The sequence below is a fragment of the Streptomyces sp. 4N509B genome, assembly GCF_052245655.1.
GTDB lineage: Bacteria > Actinomycetota > Actinomycetes > Streptomycetales > Streptomycetaceae > Streptomyces.
Genome location: NZ_JBQQBZ010000057.1, coordinates 13,427 through 32,324 on the forward strand (window position 1 = coordinate 13,427; position 18,898 = coordinate 32,324).

The 18,898-nt window shown below is 75.7% G+C and carries 5 protein-coding genes; 1 reads left to right on the top strand and 4 read right to left on the bottom strand.

Features of this window, described 5'->3' with window-relative positions; all coding sequences use genetic code 11:
• Window positions 1–128: 128 nt before the first annotated feature.
• Window positions 129–893: an SDR family NAD(P)-dependent oxidoreductase gene (locus ACTWP5_RS30625; RefSeq protein WP_443224431.1), complete on the top strand. Its 765-nt coding sequence runs from the start codon at window positions 129–131 to the stop codon at window positions 891–893.
• Between the two features lie 26 nt (window positions 894–919).
• Here ACTWP5_RS30625 and ACTWP5_RS30630 read toward each other — a convergent pair whose 3' ends face one another.
• From ACTWP5_RS30630 to ACTWP5_RS30645, 4 genes are all read right to left on the bottom strand, one after another.
• Window positions 920–1,648: a FadR/GntR family transcriptional regulator gene (locus ACTWP5_RS30630; RefSeq protein WP_443224432.1), complete on the bottom strand. Its 729-nt coding sequence runs from the start codon at window positions 1,646–1,648 to the stop codon at window positions 920–922.
• 302 nt (window positions 1,649–1,950) lie between these two features.
• Window positions 1,951–3,189 (bottom strand): crotonyl-CoA carboxylase/reductase, encoded by a 1,239-nt coding sequence (ccrA, locus tag ACTWP5_RS30635; RefSeq protein ID WP_443224433.1) that lies wholly within the window; start codon window positions 3,187–3,189, stop codon window positions 1,951–1,953.
• Between the two features lie 192 nt (window positions 3,190–3,381).
• Window positions 3,382–13,320: a type I polyketide synthase gene (locus ACTWP5_RS30640; RefSeq protein WP_443224434.1), complete on the bottom strand. Its 9,939-nt coding sequence runs from the start codon at window positions 13,318–13,320 to the stop codon at window positions 3,382–3,384.
• A partial coding sequence (locus tag ACTWP5_RS30645; RefSeq protein ID WP_443224435.1) for an SDR family NAD(P)-dependent oxidoreductase occupies window positions 13,317–18,898 on the bottom strand: 5,582 nt, incomplete at its 5' end. The genes ACTWP5_RS30640 and ACTWP5_RS30645, both read right to left, overlap by 4 nt.

Genomic DNA, 18,898 nt, shown 5'->3' on the forward strand with positions numbered 1-18,898 from the left:
CGCTTCTTTGCCCTAACATGCGGGAAAGATCGCGTCAGACACCCGACCAATGGGAGGGTCGGCGACGGATCGGTGCGGATCGGTCGGAGCGGTGTCAAGCAGCGTGGACCAGCGACGGAGGAGACGGCATGGGTGAGTTCGAGGGCCTCGCGGCGGCGGTGACCGGCGGCGCCTCCGGGATCGGGGCCGCCGTGGTGGCGGCCCTGCGCGAGCGGGGCGCCCGCGTGGCGGCCCTCGACCTCTCCTCCCCCGCCTCCCCCACCGAGACCGACGGGGTGCTCCACCTCCGCGCCGACGTCGGCGACGACGCCTCCGTGCGGCACGCCGTCGCCACCGCCGTCGAGCGCTTCGGAGGGCTCGACGTCCTGGTCAACAACGCCGGCATCGGCGCCCAGGGCACCGTCGAGGACAACGACGACGCCGAGTGGCTGCGGGTGCTCGACGTCAATCTCCTCGGCATGGTCCGCGCCAGCCGGGCCGCGCTGCCGCACCTGCGCCGCTCGCGGGCCGCCGCCATCGTCAACGTCGGCTCCGTCGCCGCGACCGCCGGCCTGCCGCAACGCGCGCTGTACAGCGCGTCGAAGGGCGCCGTGGCCGCGCTGACGCGCGCGATGGCGGCCGACCACCTCGCCGAGGGCGTCCGCGTCTGCTGCGTCCACCCCGGCACCGCCGACACCCCCTGGATCGACCGGCTGCTCGGCCGCGCCGAGGACCCCGAGGCGGAGCGCGCCGCGCTGGAGGCGCGGCAGCCGCACGGCCGGCTCGTCTCCCCCCGGGAGGTCGCGCACGCCGTGGTGTACCTGGCGAGCCCGCTCGCCGCCTCCACGACCGGCGCCGGGATCGCCGTCGACGGCGGGATGCAGGACCTCAGGCTCCGCCCGCGCACCGCGTGACGCGACGGTGCCGCGCCCGTGACGGGTCAGGGCCGGTCGGCCGCGGCGGGGTCGAACGGCTGGGCCTCGCCCGCGGGCGGCTCGACGAGGGCCTCCCGCAGCCACTGCTCGACGCCGGCGATGTGCACGGTGGCCAGGGCGCCGGCGACGCCGACCTGACGCCGGGCGAGCGCCCGTTGGATCGCGCGGTGCTCGCCGAGGGTCTGCTCGACCGCGCCCTCCTGTGTCAGGGCGCGCCAGCTCCGGGCGCGCTGGGTGCGGCTGGAGAGGGTCTCCACCATCGAGGCGAGCACCGCGTTGCCCGAGCCGACGGCGATGCGGCGGTGGAACTCGATGTCGTTCTCGACGAGTTCGTCGACGGTGGCGTTCTCGCCGAGCGAGTCGAGCAGCGTGGACAGGCCCTCGATCTCGGCCATGGGCATCGCCGCCGCCGCGAGCTCCGTGGTGGCCGGCTCGATGACGCGCCGCGCCTCCAGCATCTGGAGCACGGTGTCGTCGCGGTGGAAGTCGACGACGAAGCTCATCGCGTCCATCAGCAGCGACGGCTCCAGGCTCGTCACGTACGTCCCGTCGCCGCGCCGGACGTCGAGGACGCGGATCAGGGACAGGGCCCGCACGGCCTCGCGCAGCGAGTTGCGTGACAGCCCCAGCCGCTCGGCGAGGTCGGGCTCCCTGGGCAGGCGGTCGCCCGGCCTCAGCTCGCCGTCCATGATCATCTGCTTGATCGCCTCGATGGCGTCGTCGGTCACCGACACCGCGCTCCGCCTCCCTTCCTCACGAGCCCTGCCGTCCGGTCGCTCACCTGCCGCTCGCCGCGACGTCAGGGGCCGGCCGCGACGTCGCGCCGGGTCAGGCCGCGGCGTCGGCCGCGATGCTCCCCGGGCCCCGAAGGGGCCCGGATCCGCCCGAGGCCGGGAGCGGTGCGCCGCGGCCGGCGTCGCGGCCCCGGGCGGGACGCCGCGGACACACCCTAGCCCGCCGGCCGCGCCGCCGACCCGCGCGCGGCGACGCGGACGGCGGGCACGGCGGGCCGGCCGGACGCCTCGGGCCCCGTGGGTCACAGCGTGTGGCCGTCCTCGGCCGCGTTGACGAGGACGGCCATGTTGCCGGCCGGGTGGGCGTTGTCGCGCATCAGCTGGTGGGCGTGGCCGAGCTCCTCGAAGGTCCCGGTCCACGACAGGCACGGGTCGACGCGGCCGGCGGCGACGAGCTCCGTGATCGCACGGCACTGCTCGGTGTTGGCGAAGTGGGAACCCTGGAGGCGCTTCTGCCGCATCCACAGGAACCGCAGGTCCACGTCGGCGTGGTAGCCGGTGGTGCCGCCGCAGATGACGACCATGCCCGCGTTGTCACACAGGTACATGGAGGTCGGGATGGTGTCCTGGCCGGAGTGTTCGAGGACGATCCTCGGGGAGCGGCGGGCGCCGACGATCTCCCAGAAGCGCTTCCCGAACCGCCGTACCTCCGCCATCCACGCGCCGCTCGCCGCGTCGTCGTCGATGTCGGGGAGCCGGCCCCAGTGCGTGTAGTCGCCGCGCAGCAGGTAGCCGCGGGCGCCGAGCCGCACGCAGTGCTCGCCGCGCTCCTCGCTGGAGACGACGGCGACGGGTATGCCGCCCCGCTCGCGGACGATCTGGATCGCCATCGAGCCCAGGCCCCCGGCCCCGCCCCAGATCAGCACCGGGTCGCCGGGCCGCACGGTGTGCGGGTCCCAGCCGCACAGCTGCCGGTAGGCGGTGGCGCCGGTCAGCAGGTAGCAGGCGGCCTCGGCCCAGGTCAGCCGCGTCGGCTTGGGGTGGCACTGGTACTCGTCGACGACGGAGAACTGGGCGAAGGAGCCGAAGTTCGACTCGTATCCCCAGACGCGCTGGGTGAGGGAGGTCATCGGGTCGGCGCCGAGGCGGATGTCGGCGGCGGACTCGTTCCACTGGCAGCCCGAGAGCACCACCTCGTCGCCGACCCGCACCTGCTCCACGCCGTCCCCGACGGCCCACACGACGCCCGATCCCTCGGAGCCGCCGATGTGGAAGTCCGTGTCGTCGCCGTGGCGCTGCCGTGCCTTGATGACGTCGAGGGGCCGGCCGAGGGCGGCCCACACGTTGTTGTAGTTGACGCCGGCGGCCATCATCATCACCAGCACCTGGCCGCGGCCGACGGACGGCACGTCCACGACCTCGGTGCGGAAGGCGTCCCTGGGCGGGCCGTAGCGCTCGCGGCGGATGACGGAGGCGTACATCTGCCGCGGCACGACGCCGAGCGGGGGTATCTCTCCCAGCTCGTACAGGGTCTTGGTCATGTTCTTCCTTTCCTCGTCGGTGGCGCCGATGGCACCGAACAGGTGGTCAGGTGGCCCTCGAAGTCCGCGGCGACGCGGGAGGAGGGACGGGTGGTGCGGGGGCGGTGGCCGACGCGGAGGTCACGTCGGCCACCGGTGGAGGCGTCGGGGGGAGCGTCGCGCCGAGGCCGACGGCGGTGGCCGGGAACGGCGTCAGGACCGCAGCCAGGCGTCGACCGCGAGCGCCGACTCCTCGGCGTGGGCCTCCATCATCGTGAAGTGGTCTCCCGTCACGTCCGCGACGGCGTGCGGGTGCTTCCAGGTCGCCCGCCACGGCTCGTCCTCGGGCAGGCCCGGCAGCGGCTCGGTCGAGCGGACCAGCAGCGTGGGAACGTCGACGGGCGCGGGCGTCCAGTCGAAGGCCATGTAGCGGCCCATCGCCGTCAGCCACGCGTCGTCCTCGCCGCCGAGCATCCGCTCCCTGCGGTCCTGCATGCCGCGGATGACGGCCGGGATGAGCCGTTCCAGCAGCGCGGTCTCGTCGGGTGGATAGCTGTCGAGGAGGACCACGGCCGCGGGCGCGGCGCCCTCGCGTTCGAGGTGCTCCGCGACGGCGTGGGCGACGAAGCCGCCCGAGGAGTACCCGACGAGCGCGAACGGGGCGTCGCCGGCGAGCCTGAGCGCCGCCGCCGCATGGGCCAGGGCCAGGGCGTCGCGGTCCTCGGCGACCGGCTGTCCCGCCCTGAACCCGGGGTGCGGCAGGGCGAGGACGGTCCGCCGACCGCGCAGCGCGGCGGCGAAGCGGGCGTACTGGTGGGGCCCCGAGATGCCGATGATCGGCGGCAGACACAGCAGCACCGGCCCCTCGGACCCGCCGGCCAGCCGCACGCCGCCGCTGTCGGGGGCGTCGGCCGGCTCGCGGAAGGACGGCCGGAAGCGGGAGAGCCCGTCCATGGTGGTGACGAACTCGCGGACCTCGCCCCGTTCCACCGCGTCGGCGAAGAGCGGCAGCAGGCTGCCGCCACCGGCGGCCGGGCGCGCCGGGCCGCCGGCGGTGCCCGGGGAGCCGGCGGCCGGTGCGGCCGCGCCGAGTTCGGCGTGGAGCCGCTCGGCGAGGCCCACCGGGGTGGGGTGGTCGAAGACCAGCGTCGGCGGCAGCGTGAGGCCCGTGGCGGTGGCGAGCCGGTTGCGCAGTTCGACGGCGGTCAGGGAGTCGAAGCCGAGCTCGCCGAAGCCCGACTCGGGGTCGACCGCCGTCACGTCGCCGTGTCCCAGGACGGTGGCGGTCTGCGCGCGGACGAGCCCGGTCAGGGCCGCGAGCCGCTCGTCCTCGGGCAGCGCGGCCAGCCGCTGCCGTTCGCCGGGATCGACCGCGCCCTGGGCGGCGCGCCGCACCATCGGACGGACCAGGGCCCTGAAGAGCGGGGGGACCGCGACGCCCGCGGCCTCGGCCTGGGCGCGCAGCGCCTCGGGGTCGAGCCGTGCCGGCACCAGGACCGGGCGCCGGCCGGGGTCGCCGAGCGCGGTGTCGAGCAGCGCGAGGCCCTGCTCGGCGGTGAGGGGCACGACGCCTCCGCGTGCCATGCGCTGGACGTCGGTCTCGGTGAGCGCGGTCATGCCGCTGGTCGGCGCCCAGGTGCCCCAGGCGAGCGAGGTGGCGGGCAGTCCGGCGGCGTGCCGCTGCCGGGCGAGGGCGTCCAGGAAGGCGTTGGCGGCGGCGTAGTTGGCCTGGCCGAGGCCGCCGAAGGTGCCGGAGGCCGAGGAGAAGAGCACGAAGGCCCGCAGCGGGTGGTCGCGGGTCAGCTCGTGGAGGTGGACGGCGGCGTCGACCTTGGGGCGCAGCACGCGGTCGAGCTGTTCGTCGGTCAGGGAGGCGGCGAGGCCGTCGTCGAGGACGCCCGCGGCGTGCACGACGCAGCGCAGCGGCTGCTCGTGCGGGAGGGCGTCGAGCAGCTTCGCGAGCGCGCCGCGGTCGGTCACGTCGCAGGCGGCGGTGGTGACGGTGGCGCCGAGGTCGGCCATCTCGGCGGCGAACGCGGCGGCCCCCTCGGCGGCCTCGCCGCTGCGGCTGAGCAGCAGGAGGTGGGTGGCGCCGTGGCGGGTGACGAGGTGGCGGGCCACGAGGCGGCCGAGGGTGCCGGTGCCGCCGGTGACGAGGGCGGTGCCGGGCAGGAGGGGCGTGGTGGCCCCGCCCGTCGCGTCCCGCGTCGCCGTCTCGCGCGGTGGGGCCGTCTCCTCCGGCGGGGCCTCGTCGGCGGGAGGGGCGGGCAGGAGGCGCGGGACGCGGATCGTCGCGCCCTGTGCGGTCTGTGCCGTCTCGCCGCCAACGGCGAACTGCGTCTCCTCGCCGGTGGCGAGGGCGACGGCGACGTCCCGCCATGGCGCCTCGGCGGCGCCGTCCGCCACGTCCACCAGCACCAGGCGCCCGGGGTTCTCCGACTGGGCCGCGCGGCCCATGCCCCAGACGGCGGCGGCGGCCGGATCGTCGGCCGCCGGGCCGGTCCCGTCCCCGCTCCCGGCGCCGCCGCGGGTCAGGAGCGCCAGGCGGGACGCGGCGAGCCGCTCGTCGGCCAGCCAGCCGCGCAGCAGCGCCAGCGTCGCGCGGGTCGCCACGTGGGCGCGTTCCGCGACGGCCGCGCCGTCGGGGCCCTCGGAGTTCTCGGATTCCTCTGAGCCCACTGAGTTCTCTGAGCCCTCGTCCGCGGCGGTCTGTCCGGTGCTCTGGCCGGCGGTCGCCGGGGCCGTCGCGACGGGCAGCGGGGCGGCGATCAGCAGGGCGGGGGCGGGCGTGCCCGCGTCGAGGGCGACGGACAGCTCCTCGAGGTCCTGGTAGACGTCGACCGGCAGGCCCACCGCCCCGAGCGCCTCCGCGACGCCGGACGCCGCGTGCGGTCCCACCACGGCCCACGTGCCGGGGTCGACGTCCGGCAGCGACACGTCGGCCGCGCCCGGAAGGGGCGTCCACCTGGTCTCGTAGAGCCACCGCTCGGCGACGTCGGTGCGCTCCCTGGCCCGCGCCAGGGCGTCGGGGTCGACGGGGCGGGTGACGAAGCTGTCGGCCGAGAGCACCAGCTTCCCGGTCGCGTCGGCGACGGTGACCGCGAGCGAGCCGTCGGCCCGCGTCAGCAGCCGCACCCGGAGCGCGGCGGCGCCGACCGCGTGGCGGGTGACGCCCGTCCACGCGAACGGCAGCCGCACGCCCGCCTCGCCGTCGCCGCCGGTCACGGCGGCGGCGTGGAGCGCGGCGTCGAGCGCCGCCGGGTGCAGCCCGAAGCGCTCGGCGTCGGAGCGGTGTCCGTCCGGCAGCCGCACCTCGGCGAGGATCTCCTCGCCGCGCCGCCACACCGACCGCAGCCCCCGGAACGCCGGGCCGTAGGCGTAGCCCGCCTCGGCCAGGCGCTCGTAGGCGCCGTCGAGGTCGACGGCCTCGGCGCCCTCCGGCGGCCACTGCGCGAACGCTTCGGACCCCGAGGGCCGCTCGCCGTCGGCGCCGTCGGCTCCCCCGGCGTCGGTGGGCACGGCCGCGAGCAGCCCTTCGGCGTGGAGCGTCCACGGCTCGCCGTCGGCGTGCCGGGTGTGCACGTCCACCGCGCGCCGCCCGGCGGCGTCCGGGGCGGACACGACGACGCGCAGCTGCACCGCGCCGCGCTCCGGCAGCGTGAGGGGGGTGTGCAGCATCAGCTCCTCCACCCGCTCGCAGCCGGCGACGGAGCCCGCGTGCAGCGCGAGTTCGACGAGTCCCGCGCCGGGCAGCAGCACGGTGTCGGCGACGGCGTGGTCGCCGAGCCACGGGTGGCCGGGGACGGCCAGGCGTCCGGTGAGGACGAGCCCGCCGTCGGGCAGGTCGACCGCCGCGCCGAGCAAGGGGTGCTGGGCGTCGGACGCGCCCGCCGCCGCCAGGTCGCCGGTGCCGGAGCCGGGGCTGAGCCAGAACCTCGTGCCCTGCCAGGGCCGGGTCGGCAGGGTGACCTGCCGCCCGCCCGGCGCCACGGCCCGCGGGTCGAGCGCGACACCGTGGGCGTGGGCCTCGGCGAGGCTGGTGACGAAGCGGTCCAGGCCGCCCTCGTCGCGCCGCAGCGAGCCGACGGCCACCACCTCGGCGCCGAGCGAGGCGGCCGTCTCCTGGAGGCCGAGGGCGAGCACCGGGTGGGGGCTCAGCTCGACGAAGAGCCGGTGTCCGGCGGCCATCAGGGTGCGGGCCGCCGCCTCGAACCGCACGGGCTGCCGCAGGTTGGTGAACCAGTAGGCGCTGTCCAGCGTGGTGGCGTCGGTGAACTCCGCCGTGACGGAGGAACAGAACGGGGTGTCCGCCGGTCGCGGCGTGATGCCGGCGGCGGCGGTCTCCACGTCGTGGCGGAGCGCCTCGACGTGCGGGGAGTGGCCGGCGGCCGTGGCCGCGATGCGGCGCACCTTGGCGCCCTCGGCGGCCAGCTCCGCCATGACGCCCTCGACGGCCGCCGGGTCGCCGGCGACGACGGTGGCGCGGGGGCTGTTCACGGCCGCGACCGTCACGCGCCCGCCCCACGCGGCGAGACGCGCCTCGACCTCGTCGGCGGGCAGCAGCACGGACGCCATCGCGCCCGTGCCGGCGAGCCGTTGCAGCGCCCTGCTGCGCAGCGCCACGAGCCGGGCGGCCTCGTCGAGGGTGAGCGCGCCGACGGCGCAGGCCGCGGCGATCTCGCCCTGGCTGTGGCCGAGCACGGCGGCCGGGCGGACGCCGTAGGAGCGCCACAGCGCGTCGAGGGAGACCATGACGGCGAAGAGCGCCGGCTGGACGACGTCGAGCCGATCCATCGACGCGGCGCCGGGCTCGCCGGCGATCGCCGGCATCAGCGGCACCTCCAGGTGGGGCGCCAGGGCGCGCTCGCAGGCGGCGAAGCGTTCGGCGAAGGCGGGCGCGGTGGCCAGCAGTTCGGTGGCCATGCCGATCCACTGCGAGCCCTGGCCGGGGAAGAGGAAGACGGGGCGGACGTCGTCGGCCGGGGCGCTGCCGGTGACGACGGCCGGGTGGGAGCGGCCGTCGGCGAGCGCCGTCAGCGCCTCGGCGAGCGCGTCACCGTCGCGGCCGACGACGGCCGCGCGGCTGGTGAGCCGTCCCGTGGAGTTGGCCAGGGTGTGGGCGAGGTCGACCGGGCGCGGCGCGGGTCGCTGGTCCGCCAGGTGCCGGGCGAGCTGCCCGGCGCGCGCCCGCAGCTCCTCCTCGTTCCTGCCGGACAGCAGCAGCGGGACGACGGGCGGGGGTGTCGCGCCGCCCTCGGCGGCTCCCCGGCTCGCGCCGGCCGTGTCGGCGGTGCCGGTCGTGTCGGCGGTGTCGGCGGTGTCGGCGGTGTCGGTGTCGGGCTCACCGCTCCGGGCGGTCTCGGCGTCGGTCCCGGCCACCGGCCCGTCCGGCTCCGGGGACCGGTCCTCGGGCGCCGGCTCCTCCAGCAGGACGTGGACGTTGGTGCCGCTGATGCCGAACGACGACACGCCGGCGCGGCGCGGCCGGCCGTTCGCGGTCCACGGTGTGGCCTCGGTCAGCAGGGCGACGGCGCCCGCCGACCAGTCCACGTGCGGCGTCGGCTCCTTCAGGTGCAGCGTCCTCGGCAGCATGCCGTGACGCATCGCCAGCACCATCTTGATGATGCCGGCGACGCCGGCCGCGGCCTGGCTGTGGCCGATGTTCGACTTGACCGACCCCAGCCACAGCGGCCGCTCGGGGTCGCGGTCCCGCCCGTAGCTCGCGATGACGGCCTGCGCCTCGATCGGGTCGCCCAGCGGGGTCCCGGTGCCGTGGGCCTCGACGGCGTCCACCTCGGAGGGCGCCAGGCGGGCGTTGGCCAGGGCGGCGGTGATGCAGCGCTGCTGGGAGGGCCCGTTCGGTGCCGTCAGGCCGTTGCTGGCGCCGTCCTGGTTGACCGCGCTGCCGCGCACCACCGCGAGGACCTGGTGGCCGTTGCGCCGCGCGTCCGACAGCCGCTCGACGACGAGCACGCCGACGCCCTCGGAGAAGCCCGTGCCGTCGGCCGCCGCGTCGAACGACTTGCAGCGCCCGTCCATCGCCATGCCGCGCTGCTTGCTCAGCGCCACGAACGGCATGGGCGTGGGCATCACCATCACGCCGCCCGCCAGCGCCAACGAGCACTCGCCGCGTCGCAGCGCCTGACAGGCGAGGTGGAGGGCCGTCAGCGAGGAGGAGCAGGCCGTGTCGACCGTCAGGGAGGGCCCTTCGAGGCCCAGGGTGTAGGAGATGCGGCCGGAGATGACGCTGCCGGTGTTGCCCGTCATGAGGTAGCCCTCGACGCCCTCGGGCAGCTCCCCGGTGCGGGCGCCGTAGTCCTGGGTGGCGGCGCCGACGAAGACGCCGGAGCGGCTGCCGCGCAGCGCCCCCGGGGCGATGCCCGCCCGCTCCAACGCCTCCCAGGACACCTCCAGCAGCTGCCGCTGCTGCGGGTCCATCGCCAGCGCCTCGCGCGGGTTGATGCCGAAGAACGCGGCGTCGAAGAGGTCGGCGCCGTCGATGAAGCCGCCCTCCCTGCCGTAGGTCGTGCCGGGGTGGTCGGGGTCGGGGTGGTAGATGCCGTCGAGGTCCCAGCCGCGGTCGGTGGGGAACGGCGCGATGCCGTCGCCCTCCGCGACGAGCAGCCGCCACAGGTCCTCGGGCGAGCGGACTCCGCCGGGGTAGCGGCAGCCCATGCCGACGATCGCGATCGGCTCGTCGTCGGCGACGGCCGCGCCCGCCGCGCCGCCGGCCGCCGCGTCCGCGGGCCGGTGCCCGGTGCCGAGGGCCTCGGCCACCAGCAGCGCGGCGGCGGCACGTGCCGTGGGGTGGTCGTAGACGAGGGTGGCCGGCAGGTTCAGGCCGGTGGCGGCGGTGAGGGAGTCACGCAACTCGACGGCGGTGAGGGAGGTGAAGCCGATCTCGTTGAAGGGGAGGTCGGGCTCGATGGTCTCGGTCGCGGCGTGGCCCAGCACGGCGGCGACGTGGCGCCGCACGAGCTCCAGCGCGGCCTCGTCGCGTTCCGCCGCGTCCAGGCCGGCGAGCCGTTCCGCGAGCGGCGACGGCGCGGCGCGGCCGGGGGCGGCGTCGGGCCCCGACGGCAGGAGGGCCGCGACGGCGGCGGAGGGGGTGGTGAGGCGGGCGTCGAGCCAGTAGCGCTCGCGGGTGAAGGCGTAGGTGGGCAGCGGCACCCGGCGCGGCGTCAGCCGGGCGAGTGCGGGGAGCCCTTCGAGGAACGCCGGCCAGTTCGGCGTGCGGCCGGCGGCGTGCAGCCGGGCCAGGACGGCTGCGGCGTCCGCGAGTTCGGTGGCCGCGTCGGTGCCGGTCCCCGCGCCGCCGCCGATCGCGTCCACGGGTACGGGCACGCTGTCGGGCGCGGGCGCGATGCCGGGGCGGTCCTCGTCGCGCCGCAGGGTGGGCAGGAAGAGGGGCCGCGTCGCCTGGGTCGCGTCCCCGGCGGCCCGCCCGTCCGGGGACGACGGCTCCGTCAGACAGGCGGGTCCCATGCCCGCGAGCACGCCGTCGGGCCCCACGTCGAGGAACGTCGTCACGCCATGACGGTGCAGCGTGGCCACGCCGTCGGCGAACCGCACGGCCTGCCGCATGTGCCGCACCCAGTAGTCCGGGGTGGCGAGGTCGGCTCCCTCCGCCAGGCGGCCGGTGACGTTGGAGACCACCGGCAGCGTGGGCGCGCCGTAGGACAGGCCGGCCGCCACCTCGCGGAACGCCTCCAGCACGCCGTCGAGGTGGTGGGAGTGGAAGGCGTGGCTGACGGCGAGGCGGGTCGTCTTGCGGCCGCGGTCCCGCCAGGCGGCGGCCAGGCCGTCGACCGCCTCGGCGTCGCCGGAGACGACGACCGACGCGGGGCCGTTGACCGCCGCCAGCGCGAGCTGGTCGGCGAGGGCGTCGAGGTCGCCGGCGATCTCCGTCTCGCTCGCCTCGATCGCCGCCATCGCCCCGCCCCCGGGAGCGGTCTGCATCAGCCGGCCCCGCGCGGCCACCAGGGCCGCCGCGTCGGGCAGGGAGAGCACGCCCGCGACGTGGGCGGCGGTGAGTTCGCCGACGGAGTGCCCGAGCAGGGCGTCGGGCCGCACGCCCCAGGACGCGAGGAGCCGTGTCAGGGCGACCTCGAGGGCGAAGAGGGCGGGCTGGGCCACGTCGGTGCGCTCCAGCGCGGCGGCCAGGGGGGAGCCGGGTGGGGCGGCCAGCACCTCGCGCAGCGAGGGGACCCGTTCCGCCGGGCCCGCCCCAGCACCCAGCAGGGGGTCGAGGTGGGCGCAGACCTCCGTCAACGCCTCGTCGTAGACGGGGAACGCGGCGGCGAGGGCCGTGCCCATGCCCGGCCGCTGGCTGCCCTGCCCGGCGTAGAGGAAGGCGAGCTTGCCGCGCCGGGCACGGTCCAGCCACGCGCCGGGCACGGCGTCCCCGGCGGCGAGCGCGTCGCAGGCCGCCAGGAACTGCTCGCGGTCGGCCGCGACCAGGCCGGCGCGGTGCTCCATCGGGGTCCGCGTCACGGCCAGGGAGTGCGCGACGTCCGCCAGCCGGAGGTCCGGACGTTCCCGCAGGTGGTCGCCGAGGCGGGCGGCCTGGGCGCGCAGCGAGGTCGCGGAGCGGGCGGACAGCAGCACCGGCAGCGGGAGCGGCGCGTCGACGCCGTCGGGCACGTCGCGGGCCTCGCCGGCGAGGACCGCGGCGCACCCCTGCTCGGGGACGGATCCGGGGACGTGTTCCGGGACGGGTTCGGAGACGGGCTCGGGGACGGGTTCTGGGACGGGTTCTGGGACGTGTTCGAGCACGACGTGCGCGTTGGTGCCGCTGACGCCGAACGACGACACGCCCGCACGACGCGGCCCGTCCTCCCGCTCCCACGGCACCGCCTCGGTGAGGACCCGGACCGCGCCCGCCTCCCAGTCGACACCCGGCGTCGGCTCGTCCACGTGCAGCGACGGGGGCAGCAGCCCGTGCCGCATGGCCTGCACCATCTTGATGACGCCCGCGACGCCGGCCGCCGCCTGCGTGTGGCCGATGTTCGACTTGATCGACCCGATCCACAGCGGCCGTTCGGGGTCACGGTCCCGCCCGTAGGTCGCGATCAGGGCGCGCGCCTCGATCGGGTCGCCGAGCGTGGTGCCCGTCCCGTGGGCCTCGACGGCGTCCACCTCCGACGCCGACAGCCGGGCGTTGTCCAGCGCCTGCTGGATGACCCGCTCCTGCGAGGGGCCGTGGGGGGCCGTCAGGCCGTTGGACGCGCCGTCCTGGTTGACGGCGCTGCCGCGGACGACGGCGAGGACCGGGTGCCCGTTGCGGCGCGCGTCGGAGAGCCGTTCCAGCAGCAGCACGCCGACGCCCTCGCCCCAGCCGGTGCCGTCGGCCGACGCGGCGAACGCCTTGCAGCGGCCGTCGGGGGCCAGCCCTCGCTGCCGGCTGAACTCCACGAACGCCGTGGGCGTGGCCATCACGGTGGCGCCGCCGGCCAGCGCCAGCGAGCACTCGCCCTGCCGAAGGGCCTGGCAGGCGAGGTGGAGCGTCACGAGCGAGGCGGAGCAGGCCGTGTCGACCGTCACCGCGGGGCCCTGGAGCCCGAAGGTGTAGGACAGGCGGCCCGACACGACGCTCGCCGCCGTGCCCGTGATCATGAAGCCTTCGAGCGCGGCGCTCGCCCCCGGGGAGGCGGCGTAGAGGGCGGCGTAGTCCTGGCCGTTGGTGCCCATGAAGACGCCGGTGCGGCTGCCGCGCAACGCCTCGGCGGTGATGCCGGCCCGTTCGAACGACTCCCAGGAGGTCTCCAGCAGCAGCCGCTGCTGCGGGTCCATCGCCAGCGCCTCACGCGGCGAGAGGCCGAAGAACGCGGGGTCGAAGCCGGCCGCGTCCCGCAGGAAGCCACCGTGCGCCGCGTAGCTGGCGCCGGGCCGCTCGCCGGCCGGGTCGTGGAGGCGGTCGAGGTCCCAGCCGCGGTCGGTGGGGAAGGGCGACAGGGCGTCGCGGCCCTCCGCGACCAGCTCCCACAGCTGTTCCGGGGTGTCCACGCCGCCGGGAAAGCGGCAGCTCATCGCGACGATGGCGATGGGTTCCCGGGTCGCCTCGACGAGCTTGCGGTTCTGTCGCCGGAGCTGCTCGGTCTCCTTGACAGAGGCCCGAAGTGCCGCGACGACGGTCTCTTCGGCGCGCGTCATCGGTCTTGTTCCCCCGTGGTGTCGATGTCGTTGGTGATTGAGGTGTGCGAGGTGCTTGGGATGGGCGGGGTGCCGGCGTCCGCGTCGGCGTCGGTGTCCGCGTAGGTGTCGGCGTCGGTCTCGTCCGCCGCGTCACGGAGCACCATCCGCACCAGGTCGTCGACGGACATCTCGTCCACCGCGTCGAGGTCGTCGTGGCCGTCCGGACCCTCGGCCGCGTCGAACCCGTCGAACCCGTCGAGTCTGTCGAGGCCGTCCCGTCTGCCCAGACCAGCGCCGCTCCCGCCCCCGTCGGCGCCGCCCTCCGCGTGCGCGGCCGGTCTGACGCCCGTGGCCCCGGCCTCCACGCGGTCCGCCGCGAGCCGCAGCAGCACGTCGTAGAGCCCCGCCTCCTTCAGGCGCGTCAGCGGTATGCGCGAGAAGAGCCCACGGACCTCCGTCTCCTCGTCCGGCGCGAGCTCCCGCGCCAGGTGGCGGGCGAGTTCGGTGACGGTCGGGTGGTCGAACGCGAGGGTCGTGGGGAGTCTCAGGCCGGTCGCCCCGCTCAGTCGGTTCCGCAGGTCGACGGCGGTCAGGGAGTCGAACCCCAGGTCCTTCAGGGCGCGGTGGTCCTCGACCAGGTCCGGGGAGGAGTGACGCAGCACGGCGGCGACCTGCTCGCGCACGAGCGTGGTCACGATGTCCAGCCGCTCGGCCTCCGTCCGCCCGGCCAGGCGGGCCGCGAGCCCGGCGGCCGGTTCCGCGGCCGAGGCGTCGCCGCCGCCGTCGGGCCGGATGCCGCGCGCCGCCGCCCGCGCCTCGGGCAGTTCGTCGAGAAGGCGGGTGGGGCGCGCCGCGTGCAGCGCGGACGCGAAGGTGTCCCAGTCGATCGCCGCGACGCCGAGCACGGGCGCGTCCGGCCGCCCGCTGCCGCCGCCCCAGCCGAGGGCTCGTTCGAGCTCCGCGATCGCGCGTCGCGGATCCATCGGCGTCACGCCACGGCTCCTGAGCCGTTCGCCGATCTCGCCGACCGCCAGCCCGGACTCCGCCCAGGCGCCCCACGCGACGGAGAGGGCGGCGAGCCCGTGGGCGCGGCGCCGCTCGGCCAGGGCGTCGAGGAACGCGTTGGCCGCCGCGTAGTTCGCCTGCCCGACGTTGCCGACGGTGCCGGCGAACGACGAGAAGAGCACGAACGCCGACAGGTCCTGCTCGCGGGTCAGCTCGTGCAGGTGCGTCGCGGCGTCCACCTTCGGCCGGGCCACGGCGGCGAAGCGCTCGGCCGTCAGGTCCGCGATCGCCCCGTCGTCCAGGACCCCCGCCGTGTGGAACACGGCGGTCAGCGGGCGGGCCTGCGGGATGCGGGCCAGCTGCTCGGCGAGGGCCTCCCGATCGGAGACGTCGCAGGCGGCGGCCGTGACGTCGGCGGCGCCGAGCGCGCGCAGCTCCGCGACGAGCGCGTCCGCGCCGGGGGCGTCGGCGCCGCGGCGGCTGAGGAGCAGCAGGTGTTCGGCGCCGTTGCGGGCGAGCCACCGGGCGACGTGGGCGCCCAACCCGCCCGTGCCGCCGGTTACGAGGACCGTTCCCGCCGGGCACGACGCGGACTTCGGGGACGCCGCCGGGTCGGTGGGTGAGGCAGCGGGCGACGGGGCGGCCGGTGGGGTGCTGGACGTCGCACGGCGCAGGCGGCGGGCGAGGATGCCCGCCGGGCGGAGGGCGAGTTCGGACTCCGCGGTCCCCGTCGCCTGTCCTGCCTCGGATGCCTCGGGCGGCCTGTTGGTGCTCGCCGCGAGCACGCGCAGGAGGCGGCCGAGAGCGGCCGCGTCGGGTGTCTGCGCGGCGTCGGACGCCGACGGGAGGTCGACCATCCCGCCCCAGCGCTGCGGGTACTCCAACGCGGCGACGCGGCCCAGGCCCCACAGCCGCGCCTGCCACGGGTCGGGCGGCGCGTCCGTGGCGCCCGTGGAGACGGCGCCACGGGTGACGAGCCAGAGCGGGGCGTCGATGCCGGCCTCGGGCAGCGCCGCCAGGAGGGACGTCGTGCCGGTGAGGTGGTCGCCGTCGTGCGTGTCGGCGCCCAGGGGCAGGAGGGAGAGGACGAGGGTTGGGGGCTGGCCGGGGCGCACCGCCAGACGGAGGGAGTCGGGGTCGGCGTTCGAGGCGACGGCCACCTGGACCCCCGCGTTCTTCAGCGCGTCGACGACGGCGGTGGCGGTGTCGTTCCCGTCCGGCGCGACGACGAGCCAGGTCTCGGTGTCGGGGAGGCGGGGGTGTGTGGGCTCGGGGAGGAGGGTCCACCCGACCTCGTAGAGCAGTTCGTCCGGGGCGGACGCGCGACGACGCGGCGGTGGCGCGTCGAGCCAGTAGTGCTGGTGCTGGAAGGGGTAGGTCGGTATGTCGACCTGGCGGCCGGTTGGCAGAACCTTCGCCCACTCGACGGGAACACCGTGCACCCAGGCCTCACCCAACGAGGCGAGGAACCGCTCCCAGCCGCCCTCACCCCGCCGCAACGTCCCGACGGCGACGGCGTCCTCCATGCCCACCGCGAGGACCGGATGCCCGCTCACCTCGACGAACACCCCGAAGCCCTGCTCCAGCAGCACCTCGGTCACCTCGGCGAACCGCACCGTGTGCCGGAGATTGTCGAACCAGTACCCCGCGCCCAGCTCGGAGGTGTCCAGCAGCCCACCCGTGAGGGTGGAGTAGAACGGCACCCGACCCGACACCGGCTCGATCACCGCCAGATCCGCCAGGATCCGCTCCCGCAACTCCTCCACCTGCGACGAATGCGACGCATAGTCCACAGGGATCCGGCGTGCCCGCACCCCGTCGTACTCGCAGGCCGCCACCAACTCGTCCAACGCCGCCGGCTCACCCGACACCACCGTCGCCCGCGGACCATTCACCGCCGCCACCGACAACCGACCCGACCACCCACCAATCCGCGCCTCCACCGCAGCCACCGGCTCGTTCACCGACACCATCCCCCCACGACCCGCAAGCGCCGCCCGAATCGCCTGACTGCGCAACGCCACCACCCGCGCCCCATCCGACAACGACAACCCACCCGCCACCACCGCCGCCGCAATCTCCCCCTGCGAATGACCCACCACCGCCGCCGGCTCCACCCCGGCCGAGCGCCACAGCCCCGCCAGCGACACCATCACCGCCCACAACACAGGCTGCACCACATCCACCCGCCCCAACCACCCCTCCTCCTCCGACTCCAACACCTCAACCAACGACCACTCCACAAACGCAGACAACGCCTCCTCACACGCCCCGATCCACTCCGCGAACACCGGCGACACAGCCAACAACTCCCGCCCCATCCCCACCCACTGCGACCCCTGACCCGGAAAAACAAACACCGGACGATCGCCACCCACCGCAACCCGGCCCCGCACCACGTCCCCACCGACCACCACCGCGCGGTGCGTCAGTTCCGCCCGACCCGTCGCCAACGACCACCCCACATCCACCAACCCCTCCCCCACACCAACCACCCACTCCACCAACGCGTCCAGACCACCCTCATCCGCAGCCGACACCACCAACGGCACCACTGCTGGCGGGCTCGTGCTCGTCGCTTCCGCCCCGGCCGGTTCCTCGGGCCCTTGTTCCAGCAGCACGTGGGCGTTGGTGCCGCTCATGCCGAAGGAGGACACTCCCGCCCGCCGTGGGCGGCCCGTCTCCGGCCAGTCACGCTGCTCGGTCAGGAGGCGGACGTCCCCCGCCGTCCAGTCCACATGCGACGACGGCTCGTCCACATGCAGCGTCCGCGGCAACACCCCACGCCGCATCGCCTCCACCATCTTGATCACGCCACCCACACCCGCAGCCGCCTGCGCATGCCCGATATTCGACTTCAACGACCCCAACCACAACGGCCGGCCCTCCGGACGGTCCTGACCGTAGGTCGCCAACAACGCCTGCGCCTCGATCGGATCACCCAACGTCGTCCCCGTACCATGCGCCTCCACCGCGTCCACATCCGCCGTCGACAACCCCGCGCTGCTGAGCGCCTGACGGATCACTCGCTCCTGCGAGGGACCGTTCGGCGCCGTCAGACCGTTCGACGCACCGTCCTGGTTCACCGCGCTGCCGCGCACCACCGCCAGCACCCGACGCCCGTTGCGCCGCGCGTCCGACAACCGCTCCACCAACAGCAGACCCACACCCTCAGCCCACGCCGTACCATCCGCCGCCTCCGCGAACGGCTTACACCGACCATCCGCCGCCAACCCCCGCTGCCGACTGAACTCGACGAAGAGCCCCGGCGTGGACATCACCGTCACGCCGCCCGCCAGGGCCAGGTCGCACTCGCCCTGCCGCAGCGCCTGCACCGCCAGATGCAACGCCACCAACGACGACGAACACGCCGTGTCCACCGTCACCGCAGGCCCCTCAAGCCCGAACGAGTACGCGATACGCCCGGTGGCCACGCTTCCCGCGCTTCCGCTGCCGAGGTAGCCCTCAAGGCCCTCCGCCCCCTCGGGCAGTTCCTGAAGACGTGCGGCGTAGTCGTGGTACATGACGCCGGCGAAGACGCCGGTCTGGCTGCCGCGCATCGACAGCGGGTCGATCCCGGCCCGTTCGAAGGCCTCCCACGACGCCTCCAGCAGCAACCGCTGCTGCGGGTCCATCGCCAAGGCCTCACGCGGCGAGATCCCGAACAACCCCGCGTCGAACTCGGCCGCCTCGTGCAGGAACCCGCCCTCCCGCACATACGACGTCCCCACCCGATCCGGGTCCGGATCGAACAACGATCCGACATCCCACCCACGGTCCGTCGGGAACGCCGAGATCGCGTCACCACCCTCCACCACCAACCGCCACAACTCCTCCGGCGACGACACCCCACCCGGATACCGACACGCCATCCCCACGATCGCGACCGGCTCGTCCAAGCCGCCTCCGGCGGCGGAGGCCCTCCGGCGCCGCCGCGCGAGCGCCGCGTCCGTGGCCGGCCCCGCCGTCGTCGAGCCCGCGACCCGCGCGGTGACGTACCGTGCCAGCGCCTGGGGTGTCGGGTGGTCGAAGACGAGGGTGGCGGGCAGGCGCAGCCCGGTCTCCGAGGTGAGACGGTTCCGCAGCTCGACCGCCGTCAGGGAGTCGAAGCCCAGCTCCTTGAAGGCGCGGTCGGCGGCGATGGTCTGGGACGAGGTGTGCTTGAGCACCTGCGCGACGTGTGACCGCACCAGGTCGAGGACCGTACGTTCGCGATCGGCCTCCGGCAGCGTGGCGAGTCGTCCCGCCAGCGCGTCGGCCCGGCTGGTGCGACCGCCGCCGGCAGCCGCGCGGCGCAGGGCGGGGCGCACCATGTTCCTCAGCACAGGCGGTATGTCCCCGCCACTGGCGGCCTGGCGTTGCAGCGCGGCACGCGAGAAGCGGGCCGGAACGAGCAGCGCGCGGTCGCTGGTGAGCGCGCGACTGAACATCCGGAGGCCCTCCTCGGTGGTGAGCGGGAGGACTCCGCCTTGCTCCATCCGTGCCTCCTCCGCCACACCCACCCCCGCCGTCAACCCACTCCGCTCCTCCCACAACCCCCACGCCAACGACACCCCAGGCAACCCCAACCCACGCCGATAACCCACCAACC